The following is a 22,578-nucleotide window of genomic DNA, read 5'->3' as shown; positions in this document are numbered from 1 at the left end:
ATTCGTTATCGGCATCTCATCCTAAGCCGGACGTAATTCGTATAAATTTATTCTGTATTCCGAATCATGATGCGTGTATACCCGCCGTGAATAGACCGCTGTCGTGCCAGCCGTCCGCTGGCAGACGGCGGCGCCGTGCGTCCGCTACGCGATGCTGTTCAGGAATTCGCGAGCACGCGGGTCGCGCGGTTGCGAGAAGAACACATCCGGCGGCGCGATCTCGAGGATTTCACCCTTGTCCATGAACACGACACGATCAGCCACCATGCGTGCGAAGCTCATTTCGTGCGTCACGCAGATCATCGTCATGCCGTCCTGCGCGAGTCCGACCATCACGTCGAGCACTTCCTTGATCATTTCCGGATCGAGCGCCGAGGTCGGTTCGTCGAACAGCATCACGCGAGGCTTCAGACACAGCGCGCGTGCGATCGCGACGCGCTGCTGCTGCCCGCCCGACAACTGCCCGGGATACTTCGCCGCGTGCTCCGGGATCCGTACGCGTTCGAGATAGTGCATCGCGAGATCGATTGCCTCCGCGCGCGACAGTTTCCGGATCCACATCGGTGCGAGGATCAGGTTGTCGAGCACCGTCATGTGAGGAAACAGGTTGAACTGCTGGAACACCATCCCGACCTCCTGGCGGATCGTCGCGATGTGCCGGCTATGCCGGTTGAGCTCGTAGCCGTCGACGACGAGCTGCCCCTGCTGATAGGTCTCGAGCCGGTTCACGCAGCGGATCAGCGTGGACTTGCCGGAGCCAGAGGGCCCGCAGACGACGATCCGTTCGCTCTGGCGCACCGCAAGGTCGATGTCTTTCAGAGCATGGTAGCTGCCATACCACGCATTCACGCCGATGAATTCGACGATGACGGGTTTGAGGGCTTCACTCATCCCCGTTCTCCCGCGAGCATCGTGATCCCGGTTTGTTCGAGTGCCGCGTCGATCGCGCGCGCGGTCGCGGCGTCGACGGACGGAAACGGTGCGCGAGCCTTTGCCGAGGCAATGACGCCGAGCGTGCGCAGCGCATGCTTGATCCGGACATACATTTCATTGCGGGGAGCGGCATAGATCGCACTGACGAGGGGCTGCAGGCGCGCGCTCGTCTCGCGCATCGCGGTGATGTCGCCGCGCTGCGATGCCTGCCACAGATCGGCGAGCGGCCGCGGGGCCAGGCTCGCGAGCCCCGACAGGATCCCATCGCTGCCGCTCGCGAGCTGTGCGAGAAACCAGTCGAAGTTCGACGCAAGGACCGCGAAATCCGGGCGCGCCACTTTCAGCGCGCGATAGTTGTCCTCGTACGCGCGTATCGAGTCGCTGCCCTCCTTCACCGCGACGACGGACGGCAACTCGGCCAGCCGCACGAGCGTCTCGGTCGAATAGCCGAACCCGGAGCCGAGCGGATACTGGAATACGATCACCGGCAGGTCGGCGGCGTCCGCGATCGCGCGCACGTAGTCGACCACCATCGCGGTGCGCGCGCCGGCGAACGTCGCCGGCGGAAACACGGTCAGCAGGTCCGCCCCGGCGTCTGCCGCGACGCGGGCCTCGGCGACGGCCTCGCGTGTCGACTGCGCGAGGATACCGGCGATCAACGCGCGCCCGCCGGCGATTCGCTCGCGGGTGAACCGCAGTACGTCGCGCCGTTCGCCGGCGTCGAGCGCACCGCCCTCGCCCGCGTGACCGTTGACGAAGATCGCGCGGATGCCATCGGCCGAAGCGCAGTGCGCGAGCACACGCTCGTAACTCGCCCAGTCGATCGCTTGCGCGTCGTCGAACGGCAGCACCGTCGCGGCGACCACGCCTGTCGGAGACTTCTTCGATGTCATATTGCGTCTTTCCCCTGTCGATTCGGCGGCGGGCCGTCAGCCGCGCTGCGCCGCATGCGCGGCACCGAAGTGGCGTTCGAGGTGTTGCTGGATCACCCCCCATGCGGTCGTCATCAGCAGGTAGAAGATCGCTGCCGCGCAGAACACCTCGAGCACCTCGAATTTCTCCTGCATCACCATCTGGCTTCGCCGCATCAATTCCTCCATCGATATCACCGAGGTGATCGACGTAGACTTCAGCAGCCCGTTGATCGAGTTGCCGAGCGACGGCAGCATCAGCCGGAACGCCTGAGGCAGCGTCACTTTCCATAGCGCGAGCCATGTCGGCAGCCCGAGCGCCTCGGCCGCCTCGTACTGGCTGCGCGGCACGCCCATGAAGCCGCTGCGGATGATTTCCGCGAGATAGGCGGCTTCGTTCAGGATCAGGGCAAGCAGCGCCGAGCCGACGACGCCGAAACGCACGCCGAGCTGCGGCAGGCCGGTATAGATGATCACGAGCTGGATCAGGAGCGGCGTGCCGCGGAAAACCCAGACGTAGCCACGCACCGCGCCAACGACGAGCCGTTGTTTCGACATCCGCAGCAAGGCGAGCAGCATCCCGAGCACGAGGCCGCCGAGTACCGTGACGAGGGTCAGCGCGAGCGTCACCAGCGCGCCGCGTAGCAGGAAACCATTCGTCAGGTAACCGATGAAATCCGGAAAATCGAACAGGGTCATGACGGATCGTGCCTCAGGCCGGGCCTGTGCCGCGAATCGTGATCTTCGCGTCGGGCAGCGGCGTCATCCCGTAGCGGGTCAGCAGTTTCGCGTAGCTGCCGTCCGCCCGCATCTGGTCCAGCGCGGCCGCGACCGCCTCGGCGACGGCGCGGGTACGAAACGCGAGCGTCGTCTGCGTCGACCCGAGCCCCGACAGCGCCATCACCGCCTGTTTGCGGTTCACGATATCGATCGCGGTGTAGCTCGGCAGCACCGCCATGTCGATCTGCCCCGCGCGTAGCGCCGCCATCACGTCACTGGCCGTCGTGTAGGCATGGACGTCGATCGGAGCGTCCTTCTCGTCCACCGTCTTTGCGAGATCGCGCAGCCAGTGTTCCTGGTACGAGTCAGATTCGACGCCGACCGCGTGGCCGCGCAGCGCCTTGACGTCCGGCACTGCGAGCACGTGCCTGGGCGAGACGACGACGTCGAGCGTCGAGATCGCATACGGCACCGTGTACATCATCTTCGAGCGCGCTTCGGTCCAGAACATTCCAGTATTGATGCCGTCTATCCGTGCAGCCTTGAGTGCGGGAATCATCGCCGGAAAGTCCATCCGGACGAAATCGACCTGCAGGCACAGCCGCTTGCCGATCGTTTCGCCGAGTTCAACGTTCATCCCCTTCAGCGTGCCGTCCGCATCGACATACTGAAGCGGCGGCAGTGTCGGATTCGTCGACATCGACAGATGACCCGCCGTGACGAGCTGGTTCGCGGACAAGCCGTTTGCACATGCGGCGCTGGCAGGTGCCGCATGTGCAAACGTCAGCAGGGTGGCTGCCAGGAATACGGAGCAACACGAAGTGAAACGCGGCGCAAACATGGAACCTCCGGAATCGGGTAATAACCGCGCCCGCTCATGCGAACGCTCTCGATTGCGACGTTACCGGCTTCTCCGCATCTCGCACCAGCAGAAAAAAATGTCCGACTATAAATGGCTGTTATAGCCTCCGGGCGCCGTCTCGCACGGACTGAGCGGCCGGCCGCACGCGCGCGATGCCCGTGTCCCGCAATTTTTGGCTGGATACAATGCCCTGCACAGGCAGCCCCAGACACGCAGACAGGTACAGGTATGCAGACGAATTCCGGCGCCTCCGCCCGGGTGTTGATCAATCTCCGGCAACTCGAGGTATTACGCGCCGTGATGCGCTACCGCACCACGATCGGCGCAGCCGAAGAGCTCGGCATGTCGCAGCCGGCCGTCAGCAATGCGATCCGGCTCGCGGAAGCGAAGCTCGGCTTTCCGCTGTTCGACCGGGTCAGCAATCGCCTGATTCCGACCGCGGAAGCGAAACTGCTGCTCGACGACGCGGAGCCGCTGTTCCTCGTGCACCAGGCGATCCAGCAGAAAGCATGGGATTTGCGTACCGGCCGCGCGGGTGTGCTGCGCATCTTCGCGACGGCCGAACTGTCCGAATGGCTCGTACCGAAAGTGCTGTCGCGCTTCGCGCTCGATCATCCGCGCGCGAAGATCTATCTGGAGACGCTGCGGGTCGACAGCATGATCGAGAATCTCGATTCGGGCATGGCCGATATCGGCCTCGCGATGATGGCGCCCTCGCCCGCAAGCCTCGTCAATGAACTGCTGGCCGAATTCGAGGTCATGTGCGCGGTGCCGCCCGGCGACCCGCTCGCCGCGTGCACCTGCGTGACACCGGGCGACCTCGACGGGCGCCGGCTGATCGGGCCGCCCGCCGGCAGCCCACTCGGGCGGCTAATCGAGCGCGGACATGAGGCGAACGGTAGCTGGTTCGCCGCCGACATCGAAGTCCGCTTCTCCAATATTGCGTGCCGGCTCGTACGCGAAGGGCTCGGCACCGCGCTCGTCGACGAGTTGTCGATCCACGCGCAGCCGCCGGACTCGCTCGTGGTCCGGCCGTTCCGGCCGAGGCTGCCGGTCCCGCTGTCGGCGCTGCTGCCCGGCAACCGGCCGCGGCAGCGCCTCGCCGAGAGCTTCATCAGGCACGTGCGCGCGGTCGTCGGCGAAATCGCGCGGGTCCGGCCCGACACCGCCTGATCCACGTCCTTCCTCCCGCTCGCGGCGCCACCTGTCGCGAGCGACCGGCCGCCCCGGTTTATGCCCTCGGCTTATAGTTGCCGACCGGCATTTAATAGCCGCCCACGCGTTATCGTCAAGGTATCCTTGATATTCTGAACTGGCTGATCCGTTGCGGAATCATCCGGCTCGACGCCGCCCCGCGACGGGAGATTTTCCGTTCCCGGAGTGTTCATGTCTACCTTGCTCGACGGTATACGCGTCGTCAGTTTCAACCATTTCCATGCGGGGCCGATGGCCGCGCAAACGCTCGCCGATCTCGGCGCCGATGTGATCGCGATCGAACCGCTGCAAGGCGCGTTCCATCGCAACTGGGCGGTCGCCGATCATTTCGTCGCCGGTCAAAGCGTCAATCTGCTGACGACCGGCCGCAACAAGCGCAGCCTCGCGCTCGACATCAAGCATCCGCAGGGACTCGCGCTGGCAAGACAACTGGTAGAGCGGGCCGACGTCGTCATGGAGAATTTCCGGCCGGGCGCGATGGCCCGTCTCGGGCTCGGCTACGATGACATCCGCGCGACGAATCCGCGCGTGATCTATGCGAGCGCGACGGGCTACGGCTCGAGCGGTCCGTATGTCGACCGCCCAGGGCAGGACCTGCTGCTGCAGGCGCTGTCCGGCCTCGCGGCTCGAACCGGGTCCGCAGACGGCGGCCCGACGCCCGTCGGCGCCGTCGTCGTCGACCAGCACGCATCGACGCTCTACGCGATGAGCATTCTCGCGGCGCTGTTCAATCGCGAACGCACCGGCAAGGGCCGCCTCGTCGAAGTGAACCTGCTGCAGGCTGCGATCGATCTGCAGGCGGAATCCCTGACCGCGTGGCTCAACGGCGCGCGCGACTCCGCACCACGCGCCGGGCACGGGCTCGCGGCCTGGTTCTGCGGCGGTGCCTACGGCATCCATCCGACGGCAGACGGTCATCTCGCGATCGCGATCGCATCGCCGCGCGCGCTGGCCCGGGCGCTCGACCTGCCCGAACTCGACGCGCTCGACGACGTGGATGCGTACCGTGCGCGCGACGTGATTGCACGTGCGGTTCACGACAGGCTGAAGACGCGCGTCACCGCGCACTGGCTCGCCGTGCTGCACGAACACGACATCTGGCATGCACCCGTGCAGGACTACGACGACCTGCTGGCCGACCCACAACTGCGGCACCTGGAGGTGTTCCGCACCGTCCGCGGTGAGGCCGGCGACGACGTGACACTGCTCGGCAATCCGATGCGCTTCGACGGCGAGACGCTGCCGGTGCGGCTTGCTCCGCAATCGCTCGGCGCACAGACCGCCGAGATCCTGCGCGAACTCGGCTATGGCGACGACGAGATCGCGTCCCTGAGCGCACAGCGAATCGTCATGCAGACGGCACCCATTCCGTCCGGCGCGTGACGCGAACGCGCAGCGCCTTCCCACTTCCACTGACACCCGATCACGATGATTGATTTTTCGATTCCCCACGAGAGCCAGCAGTTGGTCGACACCGTTCGCCGTTTCGTCACGAACGAGGTCCAGCCGCTCGAAGCCGATACGGAACGTCTCGGTCAGATCCCCGCGGAGCCGTTGCACCGTGTCCGCGATCAGGCGAAAGCCCTCGGGCTGTTTGCGATGAACATGCCGGAAGACGTCGGCGGCGGCGGCCTGTCGAATGTCGATATGTGCCTCGTCGAGGAGGAACTCGGCAAGACGTCGGACGCGCTGATCCGACGGATCTTCGGCCAGGTCTATCCGATGCTGCTCGCCTGTGAGGGCGCCCAGCGCGACGACTATCTGCTGCCCACTGTCCGCGGCGACCGGATCTGCGCGATGGCGATCACCGAGCCGGGCGCCGGGTCCGACGCGGCGTCGATCACGACGTCCGCCCGCCTCGACGGCGGCGACTGGGTGCTCAACGGGCGCAAGCATTTCATCAGCGACGGCGATATCGCCGACTATGTGATCGTGATGGCCGTCACCGACAAGGACAAGCGCGCGCGCGGCGGGATCACGCTGTTTCTCGTCGACAAAGGCACCCCGGGATTTTCGATGACGGGCGTCCAGCCGATGATGGGGCATCGCGGTTATGGTCACGCGGAGCTCGTGTTCGAGGACTGCCGGGTGCCGTCATCGAAAGTGCTCGGCGGCGTCGGCAATGGCTTCCGGCTAATCATGTCGAGCGTGTCGTCAATTCGCCTTGCCCATATCGGCGCGCGTGCGTGCGGCATGGCGCAGCGCGTACTCGAGCTAATGCGTCGGCACGCGGGCGAACGACATCAGTTCGGGCAGCCGATCGGTGAGTTCCAGATGATTCAACAGATGATCGCCGATTCGGCGACCGAGATCTTCGCGACCCGGATGATGGTGCTGAATACCGCATGGGAACTCGACCAGTCGCGCGACGTCCGCGACAAGGTCTCCATGGTGAAGCTGTACGCGTCCGAGATGATCGGACGTGTCGCGGACCGCGGCATTCAGGTGTTCGGCGGCATGGGCTTCACGAAGGAGATGCCGCTCGAACGCATCTATCGCGACAGCCGCGTGACCCGTATCTACGACGGCACCTCGGAAATCCATCGGATGCTGATCGCGCGCAGCGTGATCAAGCACGGCCTCACCCTGTGATCCGGTTTCCTGCCGGCCTGCTCACCCTCCACGACGGACCCCAACCATGACGACTCACCCGCCCGTACCCGCCGGTACCGAAACGACGTTCCGTAAGACCATGACCGTGGCCGAACAGGCGTTCTTCACCGGTATCAGCGGCAATCTCGCGACACTGCACGTCGACGCGCGCGCCGCGAGCGCGTCCGGATTCGACGCGCCGCTCTGCTTCGAACTCGCCGTCGCATCGCTCGCGACGACCTGCCTGAACCGTCTGGCCGGCCCCGGCTGGCGGATCGGCGCGCTGAACCTCGTGTTCCCCTCGCCGGCGACGGTGGGCACGACAATCGCCGCATCAGCGGCCGTGGTAGACGCGACGGATCGCGCGATCGAGTGCCAGGTCACCTGCACCGCCGACGAACGGGGCGTTGTCGTTACCGGCCGCGCGACGCTCGTGCCAGTGAACGACTGAATCCACGAAGGGAGCCGATCATGTATGAAGTGAAAACGTTCGACAGCCTGCGCGTCGGCGACGAGGTGCGAATCGACAAGACCATCACCGAGGCGGACGGCGCGCTGTACATCGCGGCGACCGGCGACTTCGGGCCGATTCATATCGACGACGGCTACGCCGCGGGAACGCGTTTCGGCAAGCGGCTCGCGCCAGGAATCATGGTCGCCGGCATCTGCACGAGCGTGCTGACGTCGGACCTCGTCGGCACGCTCGGCGTGTCGATCGAGGATCGTTTCTGGTTCACAGGTGCAGTGTTTTACGGTGATACGCTCGGCTTTCGCGTGTGGATCGACGCGATGGACGCCGTGAGCCGGACCGTCGTCTGGCGCGCGAGCGCGACAAACGCCGACGGCCGCGAAGTCCTCAAGGCCGAAGCGACGCTGAAATTCCCGCGGCCACGTCCGGCCGCCTGATCCGACTATCCGGTCCGCGACCCTCGTTCTCCCCAATCCCGACCATGCGATTTCCCGACGACAGCATTCCGGCCGGCTGCACCGGCCCGTTTATTCATATCGTGCGAGTCGACGTCGACCCCGAGGTCGACGCCGCGTTCAACCACTGGTACGACACCGTGCATCTGCCGGCGATTCTTGCGTGCCCCGGCTGGCTCAGTGGCACGCGATTCGTCGCGATCGATGGCGGACCGGTCTATGCGGCGATGTATACGGTTGCCGGCGACTGGGTCTACGAGACGCCGGAATTCCTCTCGGTCAAGGGCTTCGGCGAATTCACACCGCACGTGCGGAATTTCACCCGCTTGCGACTGGCGCCGCTGGCGACAGTCGCACGGTAACGAGAGACCTCACTCGGCATCGGCAAACGTGTGGTGGTTCTGGTGCAAATGGCCGGTCGGGACGATATTATTTCTATAGATAGGATATCTTATTGATAAGAGAGGATGACATTCCAGACATCGGGGGCAGCCGTATCTTTGCGTCGCAGGCTGGCAAGACCAAATTGTCCTTTGCGAATGTGATGAATCAACTCGATCCCTGACATCGTGTTCGCAGCGTTCCCGAAACGTTTGAAGCCGAGCATGACGTCCGTTCTGGACTTGACGTTAAGATGGTCCTGTTCGATCAGGTTATTCAAATACTTCGAGGATCGTATCGCGGTACCCTCCGGCAGCAGCCCATCGACTTTCATTTCGCGCACCGCGCGGTGCGAGGCTGCATAACCATCGAGCGTGATGGTCTTCGGCGCTTCGCGGCGTCCCGTTCCAGTCGGTCCGGGCGAACGTGAAGCAGCCGTCAGCAACGAGCCAAGTTTGAAAACCCAGGTTACCGGCCAACCTTGGCTGCGTCAATGGACAAGCAATCGGCTGACTTGCCGCTCGGCATCCGGGTTATTTCGCGCTCCCCCAACTCGGATGATCAATCGCTTGTTGCAAGTCAATCAGCAGGAGTACCCGTACACAAACAGCCCGCCGACTATTGACAGCCTGTTAGCAATCTCCATAACGCGCTCGAAATTGTGCGCCGCACACCGAATTTTCCCTATGCTGCAGACTTTGTTGTACCCGAACGGCGAATCTTACGTTCCAGCAGACTTTGTTGTGCGCCGATAGAGACGAAAAAAAAGGCGTCACGTTGCCGTGACGCCTTAAAAAGTTCTAGCCATTCCGAGGGCCGTGCTAGAACCTGAGAGACGGGATTCGAAAGTGGGGCCGGCGCGAGATTGGCCGCGAGACAGATGCTGCATGGACTGACAGGGGACTCGAGCAGGCACTCCGCAGACTACGGTTGGTTCAAAATTTCAAAATACAGAACCTGAAACCGTCTTTCGAAATGAGATTCCATTTTTTATGGTTATGCTGACTAAGTCAAGCAAAATCTCAAGAGGCTTCATTCATTGCGGAAAAATATTCCGATACAATGAATCTTCAAGCGTGGATAGAAATTTATGCCCCATTTTGGGGCCTTCGCCCAGCCTTTTCGGAACGCCTGCTAGCAGGCTAGGTGAACAGAAAACTGAAATATAGTTCCAGAAAAACGACATGAACCAACCAACGCCCTCCTCAACTGCCGCGGGCTCCGCCAAAGATAAAGACGGCTCGGGCGACGAAGTCACCGCGCTAGCACGCGGTTTGACGGTGCTGCGCTCGATCGCCGCAGCCGACGCGCCGCTCAGCAATCGCGAACTGACCGAGCTGACCGGCATTCCGAAACCCACCGTCTCGCGGATTACCGCCACGCTCGTCAGCGCAGGCTTCCTGTTTCGCTTGCCCGACAGCGAGCGATTCGTGCTGACCTCGTCGGTACTGGAGTTGAGCAATGGCTTTCTGCGCAACTTCGACATCCGGGCCCGGGCGCGCCCTTTCCTTATCGAACTCGCCGAACGCACCGCGTTGTCGGTGCATCTGGCCGTACGCGACCGCCTCGACATGGTGGTGATCGACGCGATCCGGCCACGCTCGGCGGTGCTGGTGTCGCGCCTCGAAATCGGCTCGCGCATGAACCTCAGCCGTACCGCGGTCGGCCGCGCCTACTTGTCGGCACTCGCCGAACCGGAACGGGAAAAATTGCTGGTCGGCCTGCAGGCCGCCGAGGGCGACGACTGGGGCCACGTCAGCGGCCGTCTGACAACCGCGTTGCGGGAAACCGCCGAGCAAGGTTTTGCGATCGCCACGGGTGAATGGTACGACGGCCTGAACGCCATCGCGTCAGGGTTCATCGGCCCCTCGGGCGAGCGCTATGCGGTCAATTGCGGCGGGGCCGCGGACCAGTGCCCACGCGATTGGCTGATATCGCGCGCGGCGCCGGCCCTGCTCGAATGCGTCAGCAAGATCATGCTCGAGATCGGCGGCACACCCGGGCGCCGCCTGGACAACTGAAACACGCAGTCGCTCGCCGGTCGGCGGCCACGGCATGTTCAACCTGTCATTTGTCGTTCATCCTGTAACCTTCGTAATCAAAAGAAAAAAACACGGGTGGACTGTTACAGAGCCCGCGACGTAGGATCATGCATTCCCGTGGCGGGACGCTGGCCCGGCTTGCCGTTATCGTCCTCGATAACGTTTCGGCCGGCCCGCCATGATGGCGCATCGCGTTAACATCTTTGACCCGCGCCTCGGGTAGCATCGCGCTGAACATTCGCGGCGCGTCCGCTGTCGAAACCGCCTGTCATGCCGCCTGCGTGCCGGTCCGCCGAACTGTCGAAGCGGCACGATCGCACGAGCGGCTCACATCAAAGCCAGCCACCTGACCGAACCGATGGACGAACAACAAAAGCATTCGGAAACCACACGCCCTACCACGCCGGCTTCCCAACCCGGTTCGCAACCGCCCGCCGCCGGGGGCCCTGCTGGCAGCCCCGGGAATAAACCGGCCGCGGCAAAAAGTCATCGCGGCCGCAATATCGCACTGATCGTGGCGGCGCTCGTCATTCTCGGGATTGTGTTGTGGCGCTGGCATCCGTGGGGCGGGTCCGCTGGCGGCGCGAGCGCGGCCGCCGGTGCGAGCGGCGCCAGTGGCGGCCACGCGGGCCGTGGGGGGCGCGGTGGCCCCGGCGCCTTCGCCAACATGCCGCAGCCTGTTCACGTGGCAACCGCCACCCAGGGTGAGATGCCGGTGGTGCTGACCGCGCTCGGCACGGTCACGCCGCTCGCCAACGTCACCGTGCTGCCGCAGTTGAGCGGCGTGCTGCAAGACGTGTACTTCCAGGAAGGCCAGATGGTCAAGAAGGGCGATGTGCTTGCCCAGATCGACCCGCGCCCCTATCAGATCTCGCTGGAAAACGCGCAGGGCACGCTCGCGCGCGACCAGGCGCTGCTGCAAACCGCACGCCTCGATCTGAAGCGTTACCAGACGCTGCTCGCGCAAGACTCGATCGCCAGCCAGCAGGTCGATACGCAAGCCTCGCTGGTCAAGCAGTACGAAGGCACGGTGAAGTCCGATCAGGCGAACATCGATACCTACAAGCTCGACCTCGTCTATGCGCGCATCACCGCGCCGGTGTCGGGCCGTGTCGGTTTGCGCCAGGTCGATCCGGGCAACTACGTGACGCCGAGCCTGACCAACGGCCTCGTCGTGATTACGCAGTTGCAGCCGATCAGCGTGATCTTCACGACCTCCGAAGACAATCTGCAGCAGATCATCCAGCAGACCCAGACGGGCGCGAAGCTCTCGGTCACCGCGTATGACCGCAGCAACACCACCTCGCTCGAAGGCGGCTCGCTCGAAACACTGGATAACCAGATCGACACCACCACCGGTACGGTCAAGCTGCGCGCGATCTTCCAGAACAGCAAGAACCTGCTGTTCCCGAATCAGTTCGTGAACACCCGCCTGCTCGTCGACACGATCAAGGACGCGGTGATCGTACCGACGCCGGCGGTGCTGAACGGCTCGATGGGTCAGTTCGTGTATGTCGTGAAGCCGGACAACACCGTGACGGTACGTCCGGTCAAGGTCGGCCCGGTGGACGGCGAGCGCACCAGCATCAAATCCGGCCTGCAAGTCGGCGAGCGCGTCGTGATCGACGGTTCGGACCGGCTGAAGGAAGGCGCGAAGATCACGATTCCGGCCGACAGGCCGCGCGGCGCTTCGGGCGCGCGTGGCGCAAGCGGCGCGGCGGCGGCCTCGGGTGCATCGGGTGCACACGCACATCACGGCAAACACGCGGCGCAAGCTTCGCAATAAAGGCACGGCAACTACCGCATGAATCCATCCCGCGCCTTTATTCTGCGCCCCGTCGGCACCGCGCTGCTGATGGCGGCGATCATGCTGGTCGGTCTCGTCGCGCTGCGCTTTCTGCCGCTCTCCGCGCTGCCCGAGGTCGACTATCCGACGATCCAGGTGCAGACCTTCTATCCGGGCGCGAGCCCGGACGTGATGACCTCGTCGGTCACCGCGCCGCTCGAACGGCAGTTCGGGCAGATGCCGTCGTTGAATCAGATGTCGTCGCAAAGCTCGGCAGGCTCGTCGATCATCACGCTGCAGTTCAGCCTCGACCTGCCGCTCGATATCGCCGAGCAGGAAGTCCAGGCGGCGATCAACGCAGCGGGCAACCTGTTGCCGTCCGACCTGCCCGCGCCGCCGATCTACGCGAAGGTCAATCCCGCCGACGCGCCGATCATCACGCTCGCGATCACGTCGAAAACGATGCCGCTCACGCAGGTGCAAGACCTGGCCGACACGCGTCTCGCGCAGAAGATTTCGCAGGTGGCGGGCGTGGGTCTGGTGAGCCTGTCGGGCGGTCAGCGCCCGGCCGTGCGGATTCAGGCGAACCCGCGCGCGCTCGCCGCATACGGCCTGAATCTGGACGATTTGCGCACCACGATTTCGAACCTGAACGTCAACACGCCGAAGGGCAATTTCGACGGCCCCACGCGCAATTACACGATCAACGCGAACGATCAGCTAACCGATGCCGACGCGTACAAGAGCGCGGTGGTGGCCTACAAGAACGGCCGCGCGGTGATGCTCACGGACGTCGCCAACATCGTGCAAGGCGCGGAGAACACCAAGCTCGGCGCGTGGGTCAACAACACGCCGGCGATCATCCTGAACGTGCAACGCCAGCCGGGCGCGAACGTGATCCAGGTGGTCGACAGCATCAAGGCGCTGCTGCCGCAACTGCAACAGTCGCTGCCCGCCGCGCTCGACGTGGAGATCGTCACCGACCGCACCACCACGATCCGCGCTTCCGTGCGCGACGTGCAGTTCGAACTGCTGATGTCGGTCGTGCTGGTGGTGCTGGTGATGTACCTGTTCCTCGCCAACGTCTACGCAACCATCATTCCGAGCCTGTCGGTGCCGCTCTCGCTGATCGGCACGCTGGCCGTGATGTATCTGTGCGGTTTCTCGCTCGATAACCTGTCGCTGATGGCGTTGACCATCGCAACCGGCTTCGTGGTCGACGACGCCATCGTGATGATCGAAAACATCGCGCGTTATGTCGAAGACGGCGAGTCGCCACTGGAAGCCGCGCTGAAGGGCTCGAAACAGATCGGCTTCACGATCATTTCGCTGACGGTCTCGCTGATCGCCGTGCTGATTCCGCTGCTCTTCATGGGCGACGTGGTCGGGCGCCTGTTCCATGAATTCGCGATCACGCTGGCCGTGACCATCGTGATCTCGGCGATCGTTTCGCTCACGCTCGTGCCGATGATGTGCGCGAAGCTGCTGCGCCATACGCCGCCGCATGAAAGCCACCGTTTCGAAGCGAAGGCCCACAAGGCTATCGACTGGGTGATCGCCCGTTACGCGGTCGCACTCACGTGGGTGCTGAACCGGCAACGCTCCACCCTGGTCGTTGCGCTGCTCACGCTCGTGCTGACCGGCGTGCTGTACGTGTTCATTCCGAAGGGCTTCTTCCCGGTGCAGGACACCGGTGTGATCCAGGCGATCACGCAGGCCCCGCAGTCGGTGTCGTATGCGTCGATGGCGGAGCGTCAGCAGGAACTCGCCGCGCAGATCCTGAAGAACCCGGACGTGGAAAGCCTCACCTCGTTCATCGGGGTGGACGGCAGCAACATCACGTTGAACAGCGGTCGCATGCTGATCAACCTGAAGCCGCGCGACGACCGCAGCAACACCGCGAGCGACGTGATCCGCCAGTTGCAGCAGGACGTCGCGCATATTCCGGGCGCGTCGCTGTACATGCAGCCGGTGCAGGATCTGACGATCGACTCCACGGTCAGCCCGACGCAGTACCAGTTCATGCTGACCGACCCGAACATCAGCGAATTCACCACGTGGGTGCCGAAGCTGATCGACCGGCTGAAGCAGTCGCCGGAACTGGCGGACGTGGCCACCGACCTGCAGGATAACGGCCAGTCGGTCTACATTGAAATCGACCGCGCCACCGCGTCGCGTTACGGCATCACGCCGGCTACCGTGGATAGCGCGCTGTACGACGCCTTCGGCCAGCGGATTATCTCGACCATCTTCACGCAATCGAACCAGTACCGCGTGATTCTGGAAGCGCAGCCGCAAATGCAGCATTACACCGAGTCGCTGAACTCGATCTATCTACCCTCTTCCACGTCGTCGGGCGGCCAGGTGCCGTTGTCGTCGATCGCAAAGTTCATCGAGAAGCCCGCGCCGCTACTGGTCACGCATTTGAGCCAGTTCCCCGCCACGACGGTTTCGTTCAATCTCGCGCCCGGCTCGTCGCTTGGCGCGGCAGTGAAGGCGATCGCCCAGGCGGAGAAGGACGTCGGGCTGCCGGCGTCGTTCCAGACGCGCTTCCAGGGTGCGGCGCTGGCGTTCCAGGCGTCGTTGTCGAACGAACTGTTCCTGATCCTGGCGGCAATCGTCACGATGTATATCGTGCTCGGCGTGCTGTACGAGAGCTTCATCCACCCGATCACGATTCTGTCGACGCTGCCCTCGGCGGGTGTCGGCGCCTTGCTCGCGCTGCTGATCACCGGGCACGATCTGGACATCATCGGCATCATCGGGATCGTGCTGCTGATCGGTATCGTGAAGAAGAACGCCATCATGATGATCGACTTCGCGCTCTACGCCGAGCGCGAGGAAGGCAAGCCGCCGCGCGAGGCCATCTATCAGGCGTGTCTGCTGCGCTTCCGCCCGATCCTGATGACCACGCTCGCCGCCCTGCTCGGCGCCCTGCCGCTGATGCTCGGCACCGGCGCGGGCTCGGAGTTGCGCCGCCCGCTCGGTATTGCGATTGCCGGCGGTCTGATTGTCAGCCAGTTGCTGACGCTGTTTACCACGCCGGTGATTTATCTCGGCTTCGACTCGCTCGCCCGCCGCGCACGTGAGCGCTTCAATCGCGGCGATGCTTCCAAAGGCACGACGCCGCCCGCCACCGATGCAGGGAACTAAGCGATGAACCTGTCGCGTCCGTTTATCTCCCGCCCGGTCGCCACCACGCTGCTGGCGATCGGCATCGCGCTGTCCGGGATTTTCGCGTTCACCAAGCTGCCGGTCGCGCCGCTGCCGCAGGTCGATTTTCCGACCATTTCGGTGCAGGCCACGTTGCCGGGCGCGAGTCCGGACACCGTGGCGACGAGCGTTGCCAGTCCACTCGAACGGCATCTCGGCTCGATCGCCGACGTGACCGAAATGACCTCGCAGAGCTCGGTCGGCTCGACGCGCATTACGCTGCAGTTCGGTCTGAACCGCGATATCGACGGCGCCGCGCGCGACGTGCAAGCGGCCATCAATGCCGCGCGCGCCGATCTGCCGGCGAGCCTGCGCAGCAATCCGACGTATCACAAGGTGAATCCGGCCGACGCGCCGATCCTGATTCTGGCGCTCACGTCGAAGACGCTGACCGCCGGCCAGTTGTACGACTCGGCGGCCACCGTGTTGCAGCAGTCGCTGTCGCAGGTGGACGGCGTCGGCGAAGTGGATGTCAGCGGTTCGGCCAATCCGGCGGTGCGTGTCGAACTGGAACCGCATGCACTGTCCCACTACGGCATCGGTCTCGAAGACGTGCGCGCCGCGCTCGCCGCGGCCAACGCGAACAGCCCGAAAGGCTCGATCGAGTTCGGCCCGAACCGCGTGCAGATCTATACGAACGACCAGGCGAGCAAGGCGTCGCAGTATAAGGATCTGGTCATCGCGTACCGCAATGGCGCGGCGGTGAAACTGTCCGACGTCTCGGAAGTGGTCGATTCCGTCGAAGATCTGCGCAACCTGGGCCTCTTCAACGGCAAGCGTTCGGTGCTGGTGATTCTGTACCGCCAGCCCGGCGCGAACATTATCGACACCATCGACCGCGTCATGGGGATGCTGCCGCAGTTGCACGCATCGCTGCCCGCCGACGTCGACATCGCGCCGGCCGCCGATCGTTCCACCACCATCCGCGCGTCGCTGAAAGACACCGAGCACACGTTGATCATCGCGGTCGCGCTGGTCACGATGGTGGTGTTCCTGTTCCTGCGCAACTGGCGCGCAACGCTGATTCCGAGCATCGCCGTGCCGATCTCGATCATCGGCACGTTCGGCGCGATGTATATGCTCGGCTTCTCGATCGACAACCTGTCGCTGATGGCGTTGACCATCGCGACCGGTTTCGTGGTCGACGATGCGATCGTGGTGCTGGAGAACATCTCACGGCATATCGAAAATGGCGTGCCGCGCATGAAGGCCGCGTTCCTCGGCGCGCGCGAGGTCGGCTTCACGGTGCTGTCCATCAGCATTTCGCTGGTGGCCGTGTTCCTGCCGATTCTGCTGATGGGCGGCATTGTCGGGCGGCTGTTCCGCGAGTTCGCGCTGACGCTGTCGCTGGCGATCGGCGTGTCCCTGCTCGTCTCGCTGACCTTGACGCCGATGATGTGTTCGCGCCTCCTGCGCGAGCCGCACGAGAAAAAGGAAGAAGGACGGTTCGGCCTCTGGCTCGAGCGCGGCTTCACGGCGATGCATCGCGGTTATGAACGCACGCTCGGCTGGGCGCTGCTGCATCCGCGTCTGATCGTGACGATTCTGATCGCGACCATCGGACTGAACGTCTGGCTGTACATCATCGTGCCGAAGGGCTTCTTTCCGCAGCAGGACACGGGCCGGCTGATCGGCGGTATTCAGGCCGACCAGAGCACGTCGTTCCAGGCGATGAAGGGCAAGTTCGCGGAAATGATGGAGATCGTCGGCAAGAACCCCGCGGTGGACAGCGTGGCCGGCTTCACCGGCGGGCGGCAGACCAACTCCGGCTTCATGTTCGTTTCGCTGAAACCGAAGAGCGAGCGCAAGCTATCCGCCGACGAGGTGATCCAGCAACTGCGCGCCCCGCTCGGCGACGTGGCCGGCGCGCGGACTTTCCTGCAGGCGGTGCAGGACATTCGCGTCGGCGGCCGGCAATCGAACGCGCAGTATCAGTTCACGCTGCTGGCCGATTCGACGCCCGATCTGTATCTGTGGGGACCGAAGCTCACCGAGGCGCTGCAGGCGCGCCCCGAACTCGCCGACGTGAATTCCGACCAGCAGCAGGGCGGCCTCGAGGCGATGGTGACGATCGACCGCGCAACCGCGTCGCGCCTCGGCATCAAGCCGGCGCAGATCGACAACACCTTGTACGACGCGTTCGGCCAGCGCCAGGTCTCGACGATCTACAACCCGTTGAACCAGTACCACGTCGTGATGGAAGTGGCGCCGAAGTACTGGCAGAGCCCGGACATGCTGAGCCAGATTTACATCAGCACCTCGGGCGGCAGCGCGAGCGGCGCGCAGACCACCAACGCACCGGCCGGCACGGTTACAACCTCCAGCACGAGCGCGACGACCGGCGGCACGGCGGGCACCACTGCATCGAGCGTAGCGAGCATCGCGGCCGATTCCGCGCGCAATCAGGCGATCAATTCGATTGCGGCGAGCGGCAAGTCGAGTGCTTCGTCGGGCGCGGCGGTGTCGACGTCGAAGGAAACGATGGTGCCGTTGTCGGCGATCGCGAGCTTCGGGCCGGGCAATACGCCGTTGTCGGTGAATCACCAGAGCCAGTTCGTGGCCTCGACGATTTCGTTCAATCTGCCGCCGGGCGTGTCTTTATCGACGGCAACGCAGGCGATCTACGACACGATGGCGCAGATCGGCATGCCGGGCACGATCCACGGCAGTTTCCAGGGCACGGCCCAGGCGTTCCAGCAGTCGATGTCCGACCAGCCGATTCTGATTCTGGCCGCGTTGGCGGCGGTGTATATCGTGCTGGGGATGTTGTATGAAAGTTATATCCATCCGCTGACGATTCTGTCCACACTGCCCTCCGCGGGTGTGGGTGCGTTGCTGGCTTTGCTGCTGTTCAAGACCGAGTTCAGCATCATCGCGTTGATCGGGGTGATTCTGCTGATCGGCATCGTGAAGAAGAACGCGATCATGATGGTGGACTTTGCGATTGAGGCCTCCCGGCAGGGGTTATCGTCGCGGGACGCGATTTATCAGGCTTGCATGCTGCGGTTCCGGCCGATCATGATGACGACTTGTGCCGCCCTGCTTGGGGCGTTGCCGCTTGCCTTTGGGCAGGGGGAAGGGGCTGAGTTGCGGGCGCCGCTGGGGATTTCTATTGTGGGTGGGTTGATCGTTAGTCAGATGCTCACGCTCTATACCACGCCGGTGGTGTATCTCTATATGGATCGGATTCGGGTTCGGTGGGAGTCGAGGAAGGCTCGGAGAAGGGGGATGGCGGCGTCTTGAGGGGCGGTGGTTTTTTGCCTCCGGCGGTGGTTGTTTTTTTGCCTGCGGCGGTGGGGTTTGGTTGAGTTTGGTTGCCTGCGCGGCGCTTGTTGTTGTGTGCCTGCGGCGGTGGGCTTTGCTTGAGTTTGGTTGCCTGCGCGGCGCTTATTGTTGCGTGCCTGCGGCGTTGGCCTTTCCTTGTTTTCTTATCGGTTTATTAGCGTCGCCCCTGTGCGGGGCAGGCACCTACTTTTCTTTGCCTGCTGCAAAGAAAAGTAGGCAAAAGAAAGCAGCTCACACCGCTAACTCTTAAGCGGGTCCCCCGCGCAGTCACGGTAGTGGTACATCTGGAATCTGTGTTCCCGCACATTCGACGTTCGTGACAAGGCAGTCATTCTTCCGGCGGCGCTGCGCGCGCCGACACATAGTTCCTGGAACCCTCTGATCGTTTTTGTGTGGGACTCACCCGACGCCGCGGCTCGCTTCCCACGCAGACGTCCGTGGCGAGGCAACGCCGATGGCCTCCACAGCGCCCAAACGAAGCCGCTGGTTTCCCATGCGGACCCGTCCGCGACGCACGCAGTGCGGAGTGGGAGCTGATGACATCTTTGTCACCAGCGCTGAATGCGCGGGAACACGGATTCCAGATGCGCCACTACCGTGGCTGCGCGGGGGACCCGCTTATAAGCTGGCGGGGTGAGCCGCTTTCTTTTGCCTACTTTTCTTTGCGGCAGGCAAAGAAAAGTAGGTGCCTGCCCCGCACAGGGGCGACGCTAATAAACCAATAACAAAACAAGGAAAGGCCAACGCCGCAGGCAACTAGACAAACAAAGCGCCACGCAGGCAACCAGACCAAGCAAACCCCACCGCCGCAGGCAAAAAAACCCCCACCCCTAAAGCCTCTGATCCGCTGCAAGCAAAAAAATCCGCGCCCACTGCCTGGCCTGCCGCTCCCCCACCATGGGCAAAACCCAACCCTGACGCTTCGCGTCCTTAACCTTCACAGCGACCTGCCATTGAGCATCATGACCTTGCACCTCCGCCCCCCGCAGATCGGCAAAAATATACGCCCCCTGCTCGTCGCCAAGGCGAATCTCACATAACCGCTTGCCTGCGGCCAACCGAACCGCCCCCCAGCTCCCCTTGAGTTCATGCGTCCAATCGCCATCGCGAATATTGGGAGCGACTTCCTTTCGACGCCGCCACCAATAAACAACCGCCGCAATCAAAAGCACAACAACAAGAACAGCAACCCCAACCGCAACGGCCAGACCCAAAGCCGCCTGCAAGGCATAAAAAGCCCGCACTGCGCCATACACCAGCGCGATCAGCGCAATGAACGCAACAAGAATCGGCATCGCAAACCCGCCAGACAAAAAATCAAACTAGCACGGCGCGACCCTTAATCGCAGAGCAACAACCCATTGCAAAAAAACGCGCCGCCGCGCGCATGCCAAACCCTACGGCTGCTTATGCGTCGCCGCCCAATCCTTCACCGCCTTGAGCGTATTCTCAACGTGCTTCTCCGGCGAAAGACTCGTGTACTCGTAAATGATCTTGCCATCCGGCGCAATCACGTACGACACACGATTGGCCATCGAGCTATGCATCGGCATGCCGGCATCATAGGCGCCGATCACCTTCGAATCGGCATCGGCGGCCACCGGGAATTTGCTGCGGCATTCGCTCACCGAAAACTTCGTCAAGGTGTCGATGTTGTCGTGCGACACACCAATCACCGTCGCGCCATATTTCTTGTATTCGTCGACCGCTTCGGCAAACTCGTGGGCTTCGATCGTGCAGCCCTTCGTGAAGGCCGCCGGGTAGAAGTACAGCACCACCGGTCCGTTCTTCAACTCGTCGGTAAGCGAATAGGTGTAGGTCTTGCCGCCCAGAGAAGCCTGCGCGGTAAACGGCGGCGCGGCATCGCCCGGTTTGAGCGTGGCCGAGGCCGTCAGCGAATGCATCGCGAATCCCACTGACAGGACGGCAGCCAGCGCCATCGGTATGAGTTTTCTCTTCATTTCCAATCCCTCGAACGTTAGTGCACGCGGTTGGCGCAATGAACCGAAGGTTGCGGCGTTCAGCCCAACCCCGGCAATCTCCACTCGCTATTGGACCACGTACGGACAAGATACGTCAGAATCTGCGGAAAGGATGCAAACGCGCGCCGGCCCGATGGCAGATCGCCACAAGACCACCCCAGGCCACCGCCAGGCCAGCACTACGCCACCATCAGGCCGCCGCTTCTTCGACATGCGCGCCGAACCACGCCGCCGCGGACAGGTTCAGCTCGGCCAGCACCTCGGGCGTGAGCGCCGCGAAGCCGGGCGGCGCATCGGGTCCGGCTGCGATCGCGGCGGTGTCGGCGCCCTCGCCGGCCGCTTCGGCAATCCGCAACAAGGTGCCGAGCGCGCCGCGGCGCGTCACGATCGCGTCGCGAATCTGCGGCGCAAGGCCGAGTTTCTCGAGGACGGACGCGGGTGTGCTGCCAAGCACCACGTGGACCAGGGAAAAAATCCCGGTCATGAAAGCGGCGTCGGCAAAGTCGTCATCGGACGGGCGCAGCCAGCCGGCGGCCAATTCCATGAAGCGCGAGCGCGTGCCGGCCAGTTGCACCAGCGGATCGGCGCGCCACGGCAAATCACCGCTGTCCGCGTACAGCAGCAGTTGCGCCCAACGCGCAATCTGCCGCGTGCCGGTAGCGATAATGGCCTCGCGCAGCGAAGCGATATTGCGCCCCAGCCCGAACGCGCTCGAATTGACGAGGCGTAGCAGTTGCACCACCACACCCGGGTTCAGCTTGAGCTCCGCTTCGAGCTCGACAATCCCTGCATCGCGCGACAACAGCGCCAGCAGGCGCAACAGACCGGGCCGCAGCGAGCGATTGCGCGGCGTGGCCAGCACCTGCGGCCGTGCGAAAAAGTATCCCTGGAACAGATCGAAGCCGAGGTCGCGAGCGATCGCAAAATCTTCGCGCGTCTCGATCTTCTCGGCGAGCAGTATCTTGCCGTGGCTGCGTACCGTCGACGCCAACCGGCCAAGCTCGGACCGCCCGGTCTGCAGGAAGTCGATCTTGACGATGTCGGTGTGCGGCAGCACGGCAAGCAGCTCGTCGGACAGTTCGCAGATATCGTCGAGCGCGACCTGGAAGCCGGCGCGGCGCAACTCGGTGAGGCGACGGACCAGATGCGCGTCGAACTCGACGGTTTCGAGGATCTCGAGCACAAAGCGCTCGGGTGACATCAGATGCACGATGTCGTTGAAAAGCAGCCCGCGGTCGATGTTGACGAAGCCGCGGTGCGGCCCCAGTACGGCCCCCACGCCGATCCCGCCGATCGCGCGAGCCACGACCTGCGCCGTCGCCTGGGCGTTGTCGCTGACCTCGGCATAGTTATGCGCGCTGGATCGAAACAATAATTCGTAAGCCTTGAGCCCGCCATTGCGATCGAGAATCGGCTGGCGGCCCAGATAGACGAACTGTCCCCCGGACGTCTGGTCGGCGTCTTCGGAACATGGCTCAAGCACCTCGACGTGTCGGGGACGGGCCCTGACAAAGTGACGTTCAGGCATGGATCATCGGTGCAAGAGTTCGGGAGGCTGCGCAGCGACGTCACAGCCGGCACTGCACAACAGGTTTGTCGTGTTAACGGATGGCAAGCCATTGCACTTTAACCGAATCGCTCCCGTGGCGAGGCCAGGCCACAGGGCCACTTCCTTACCATATGTTTTTTACAGCAGGCACTAAAGATTTCCCGCCGCCGGTCGTTATCTCGT

17 protein-coding genes and 1 pseudogene are annotated in these 22,578 nt (G+C 63.4%); 10 read left to right on the top strand and 8 right to left on the bottom strand.

What is annotated here, in order from left to right; translation table 11 throughout:
- Nucleotides 1-144 precede the first annotated feature (144 nt).
- From ACOSV0_RS06635 to ACOSV0_RS06620, 4 genes are all read right to left on the bottom strand, one after another.
- Nucleotides 145-891: an amino acid ABC transporter ATP-binding protein gene (locus ACOSV0_RS06635; protein ID WP_434109494.1), complete on the bottom strand. Its 747-nt coding sequence runs from the start codon at nucleotides 889-891 to the stop codon at nucleotides 145-147.
- Nucleotides 888-1,799 carry a dihydrodipicolinate synthase family protein gene (locus ACOSV0_RS06630; protein ID WP_434109492.1) on the bottom strand — a complete coding sequence of 304 codons (912 nt, stop codon included), beginning with the start codon at nucleotides 1,797-1,799 and terminating at the stop codon, nucleotides 888-890. The genes ACOSV0_RS06635 and ACOSV0_RS06630 overlap by 4 nt, the downstream gene beginning before the upstream one ends.
- A 63-nt stretch (nucleotides 1,800-1,862) precedes the next feature.
- A complete protein-coding gene (locus ACOSV0_RS06625) occupies nucleotides 1,863-2,543 on the bottom strand; it encodes an amino acid ABC transporter permease (protein ID WP_434109491.1) in 681 nt (226 codons plus the stop codon).
- 13 nt (nucleotides 2,544-2,556) lie between these two features.
- Nucleotides 2,557-3,303, bottom strand: a complete 747-nt coding sequence (locus ACOSV0_RS06620) for a transporter substrate-binding domain-containing protein (protein ID WP_434109490.1) — start codon at nucleotides 3,301-3,303, stop codon at nucleotides 2,557-2,559.
- A gap of 351 nt (nucleotides 3,304-3,654) precedes the next feature.
- Between ACOSV0_RS06620 and ACOSV0_RS06615 the strand changes: the two genes are divergently transcribed.
- The 6 genes from ACOSV0_RS06615 to ACOSV0_RS06590 all read left to right on the top strand — a co-directional run bounded on the left by ACOSV0_RS06615 (nucleotide 3,655) and on the right by ACOSV0_RS06590 (nucleotide 8,519).
- On the top strand, nucleotides 3,655-4,599 hold the full coding sequence (locus ACOSV0_RS06615; RefSeq protein ID WP_434109489.1) for a LysR family transcriptional regulator: 945 nt from the start codon (nucleotides 3,655-3,657) through the stop codon (nucleotides 4,597-4,599).
- A 213-nt stretch (nucleotides 4,600-4,812) separates the two neighbouring features.
- A complete protein-coding gene (locus ACOSV0_RS06610) occupies nucleotides 4,813-6,024 on the top strand; it encodes a CaiB/BaiF CoA transferase family protein (RefSeq protein WP_434109487.1) in 1,212 nt (403 codons plus the stop codon).
- Between the two features lie 45 nt (nucleotides 6,025-6,069).
- Entirely contained in the window at nucleotides 6,070-7,233 is a 1,164-nt protein-coding gene (locus ACOSV0_RS06605; RefSeq protein ID WP_434109485.1) for an acyl-CoA dehydrogenase family protein, read from the top strand.
- A 46-nt stretch (nucleotides 7,234-7,279) separates the two neighbouring features.
- A complete protein-coding gene (locus ACOSV0_RS06600) occupies nucleotides 7,280-7,684 on the top strand; it encodes a MaoC/PaaZ C-terminal domain-containing protein (RefSeq protein WP_434109483.1) in 405 nt (134 codons plus the stop codon).
- A 20-nt stretch (nucleotides 7,685-7,704) separates the two neighbouring features.
- On the top strand, nucleotides 7,705-8,139 hold the full coding sequence (locus tag ACOSV0_RS06595; protein ID WP_434109482.1) for a MaoC family dehydratase: 435 nt from the start codon (nucleotides 7,705-7,707) through the stop codon (nucleotides 8,137-8,139).
- A 44-nt stretch (nucleotides 8,140-8,183) separates the two neighbouring features.
- Nucleotides 8,184-8,519 carry a hypothetical protein gene (locus tag ACOSV0_RS06590; RefSeq protein WP_434109480.1) on the top strand — a complete coding sequence of 112 codons (336 nt, stop codon included), beginning with the start codon at nucleotides 8,184-8,186 and terminating at the stop codon, nucleotides 8,517-8,519.
- Nucleotides 8,520-8,608: 89 nt separating this feature from the next.
- On the opposite strand, the pseudogene ACOSV0_RS06585 reads toward ACOSV0_RS06590, so the two are convergent.
- Nucleotides 8,609-8,929 (bottom strand): annotated as a pseudogene (locus ACOSV0_RS06585) (DDE-type integrase/transposase/recombinase); the annotation flags it as partial.
- A gap of 793 nt (nucleotides 8,930-9,722) precedes the next feature.
- Here ACOSV0_RS06585 and ACOSV0_RS06580 point away from each other — a divergent pair.
- From ACOSV0_RS06580 to ACOSV0_RS06565, 4 genes are all read left to right on the top strand, one after another.
- Entirely contained in the window at nucleotides 9,723-10,559 is an 837-nt protein-coding gene (locus ACOSV0_RS06580) for an IclR family transcriptional regulator (RefSeq protein WP_434109479.1), read from the top strand.
- A gap of 379 nt (nucleotides 10,560-10,938) precedes the next feature.
- Nucleotides 10,939-12,366 (top strand): MdtA/MuxA family multidrug efflux RND transporter periplasmic adaptor subunit, encoded by a 1,428-nt coding sequence (locus ACOSV0_RS06575; protein WP_434109478.1) that lies wholly within the window; start codon nucleotides 10,939-10,941, stop codon nucleotides 12,364-12,366.
- 18 nt (nucleotides 12,367-12,384) lie between these two features.
- The gene (locus tag ACOSV0_RS06570) at nucleotides 12,385-15,519 is read left to right on the top strand and encodes an MdtB/MuxB family multidrug efflux RND transporter permease subunit (protein WP_434109476.1); all 3,135 of its coding nucleotides are present in this window, start codon (nucleotides 12,385-12,387) and stop codon (nucleotides 15,517-15,519) included.
- A gap of 3 nt (nucleotides 15,520-15,522) precedes the next feature.
- A complete protein-coding gene (locus ACOSV0_RS06565) occupies nucleotides 15,523-18,822 on the top strand; it encodes an efflux RND transporter permease subunit (protein ID WP_434109474.1) in 3,300 nt (1,099 codons plus the stop codon).
- Between the two features lie 872 nt (nucleotides 18,823-19,694).
- Here ACOSV0_RS06565 and ACOSV0_RS06560 read toward each other — a convergent pair.
- The 3 genes from ACOSV0_RS06560 to ACOSV0_RS06550 all read right to left on the bottom strand — a co-directional run bounded on the left by ACOSV0_RS06560 (nucleotide 19,695) and on the right by ACOSV0_RS06550 (nucleotide 22,374).
- Nucleotides 19,695-20,159 carry a hypothetical protein gene (locus ACOSV0_RS06560; protein ID WP_434109473.1) on the bottom strand — a complete coding sequence of 155 codons (465 nt, stop codon included), beginning with the start codon at nucleotides 20,157-20,159 and terminating at the stop codon, nucleotides 19,695-19,697.
- 102 nt (nucleotides 20,160-20,261) lie between these two features.
- Entirely contained in the window at nucleotides 20,262-20,825 is a 564-nt protein-coding gene (locus tag ACOSV0_RS06555) for a peroxiredoxin (RefSeq protein ID WP_434109472.1), read from the bottom strand.
- 211 nt (nucleotides 20,826-21,036) lie between these two features.
- Entirely contained in the window at nucleotides 21,037-22,374 is a 1,338-nt protein-coding gene (locus ACOSV0_RS06550) for an EAL and HDOD domain-containing protein (RefSeq protein ID WP_434109471.1), read from the bottom strand.
- Nucleotides 22,375-22,578 lie beyond the last annotated feature (204 nt).

The sequence above is a fragment of the Paraburkholderia caffeinilytica genome, from assembly GCF_051027425.1.
GTDB lineage: Bacteria > Pseudomonadota > Gammaproteobacteria > Burkholderiales > Burkholderiaceae > Paraburkholderia > Paraburkholderia caffeinilytica_A.
Note: the sequence above shows the minus strand (reverse complement) of the source record. Positions and strands in the feature narration are given on the sequence as shown.

Bases quoted from the DNA above. Each gene is read 5' to 3' on its own strand.
- ACOSV0_RS06635 (WP_434109494.1), bottom strand. From the start codon at position 891: ATGAGTGAAGCCCTCAAACCCGTCATCGTCGAATTCATCGGCGTGAAT.
- ACOSV0_RS06580 (WP_434109479.1), top strand. From the start codon at position 9,723: ATGAACCAACCAACGCCCTCCTCAACTGCCGCGGGCTCCGCCAAAGAT.
- ACOSV0_RS06570 (WP_434109476.1), top strand. From the start codon at position 12,385: ATGAATCCATCCCGCGCCTTTATTCTGCGCCCCGTCGGCACCGCGCTG.
- ACOSV0_RS06600 (WP_434109483.1), top strand. From the start codon at position 7,280: ATGACGACTCACCCGCCCGTACCCGCCGGTACCGAAACGACGTTCCGT.
- ACOSV0_RS06590 (WP_434109480.1), top strand. From the start codon at position 8,184: ATGCGATTTCCCGACGACAGCATTCCGGCCGGCTGCACCGGCCCGTTT.
- ACOSV0_RS06575 (WP_434109478.1), top strand. From the start codon at position 10,939: ATGGACGAACAACAAAAGCATTCGGAAACCACACGCCCTACCACGCCG.
- ACOSV0_RS06615 (WP_434109489.1), top strand. From the start codon at position 3,655: ATGCAGACGAATTCCGGCGCCTCCGCCCGGGTGTTGATCAATCTCCGG.
- ACOSV0_RS06605 (WP_434109485.1), top strand. From the start codon at position 6,070: ATGATTGATTTTTCGATTCCCCACGAGAGCCAGCAGTTGGTCGACACC.
- ACOSV0_RS06550 (WP_434109471.1), bottom strand. From the start codon at position 22,374: ATGCCTGAACGTCACTTTGTCAGGGCCCGTCCCCGACACGTCGAGGTG.
- ACOSV0_RS06625 (WP_434109491.1), bottom strand. From the start codon at position 2,543: ATGACCCTGTTCGATTTTCCGGATTTCATCGGTTACCTGACGAATGGT.
- ACOSV0_RS06555 (WP_434109472.1), bottom strand. From the start codon at position 20,825: ATGAAGAGAAAACTCATACCGATGGCGCTGGCTGCCGTCCTGTCAGTG.
- ACOSV0_RS06565 (WP_434109474.1), top strand. From the start codon at position 15,523: ATGAACCTGTCGCGTCCGTTTATCTCCCGCCCGGTCGCCACCACGCTG.
- ACOSV0_RS06610 (WP_434109487.1), top strand. From the start codon at position 4,813: ATGTCTACCTTGCTCGACGGTATACGCGTCGTCAGTTTCAACCATTTC.
- ACOSV0_RS06595 (WP_434109482.1), top strand. From the start codon at position 7,705: ATGTATGAAGTGAAAACGTTCGACAGCCTGCGCGTCGGCGACGAGGTG.
- ACOSV0_RS06560 (WP_434109473.1), bottom strand. From the start codon at position 20,159: ATGCCGATTCTTGTTGCGTTCATTGCGCTGATCGCGCTGGTGTATGGC.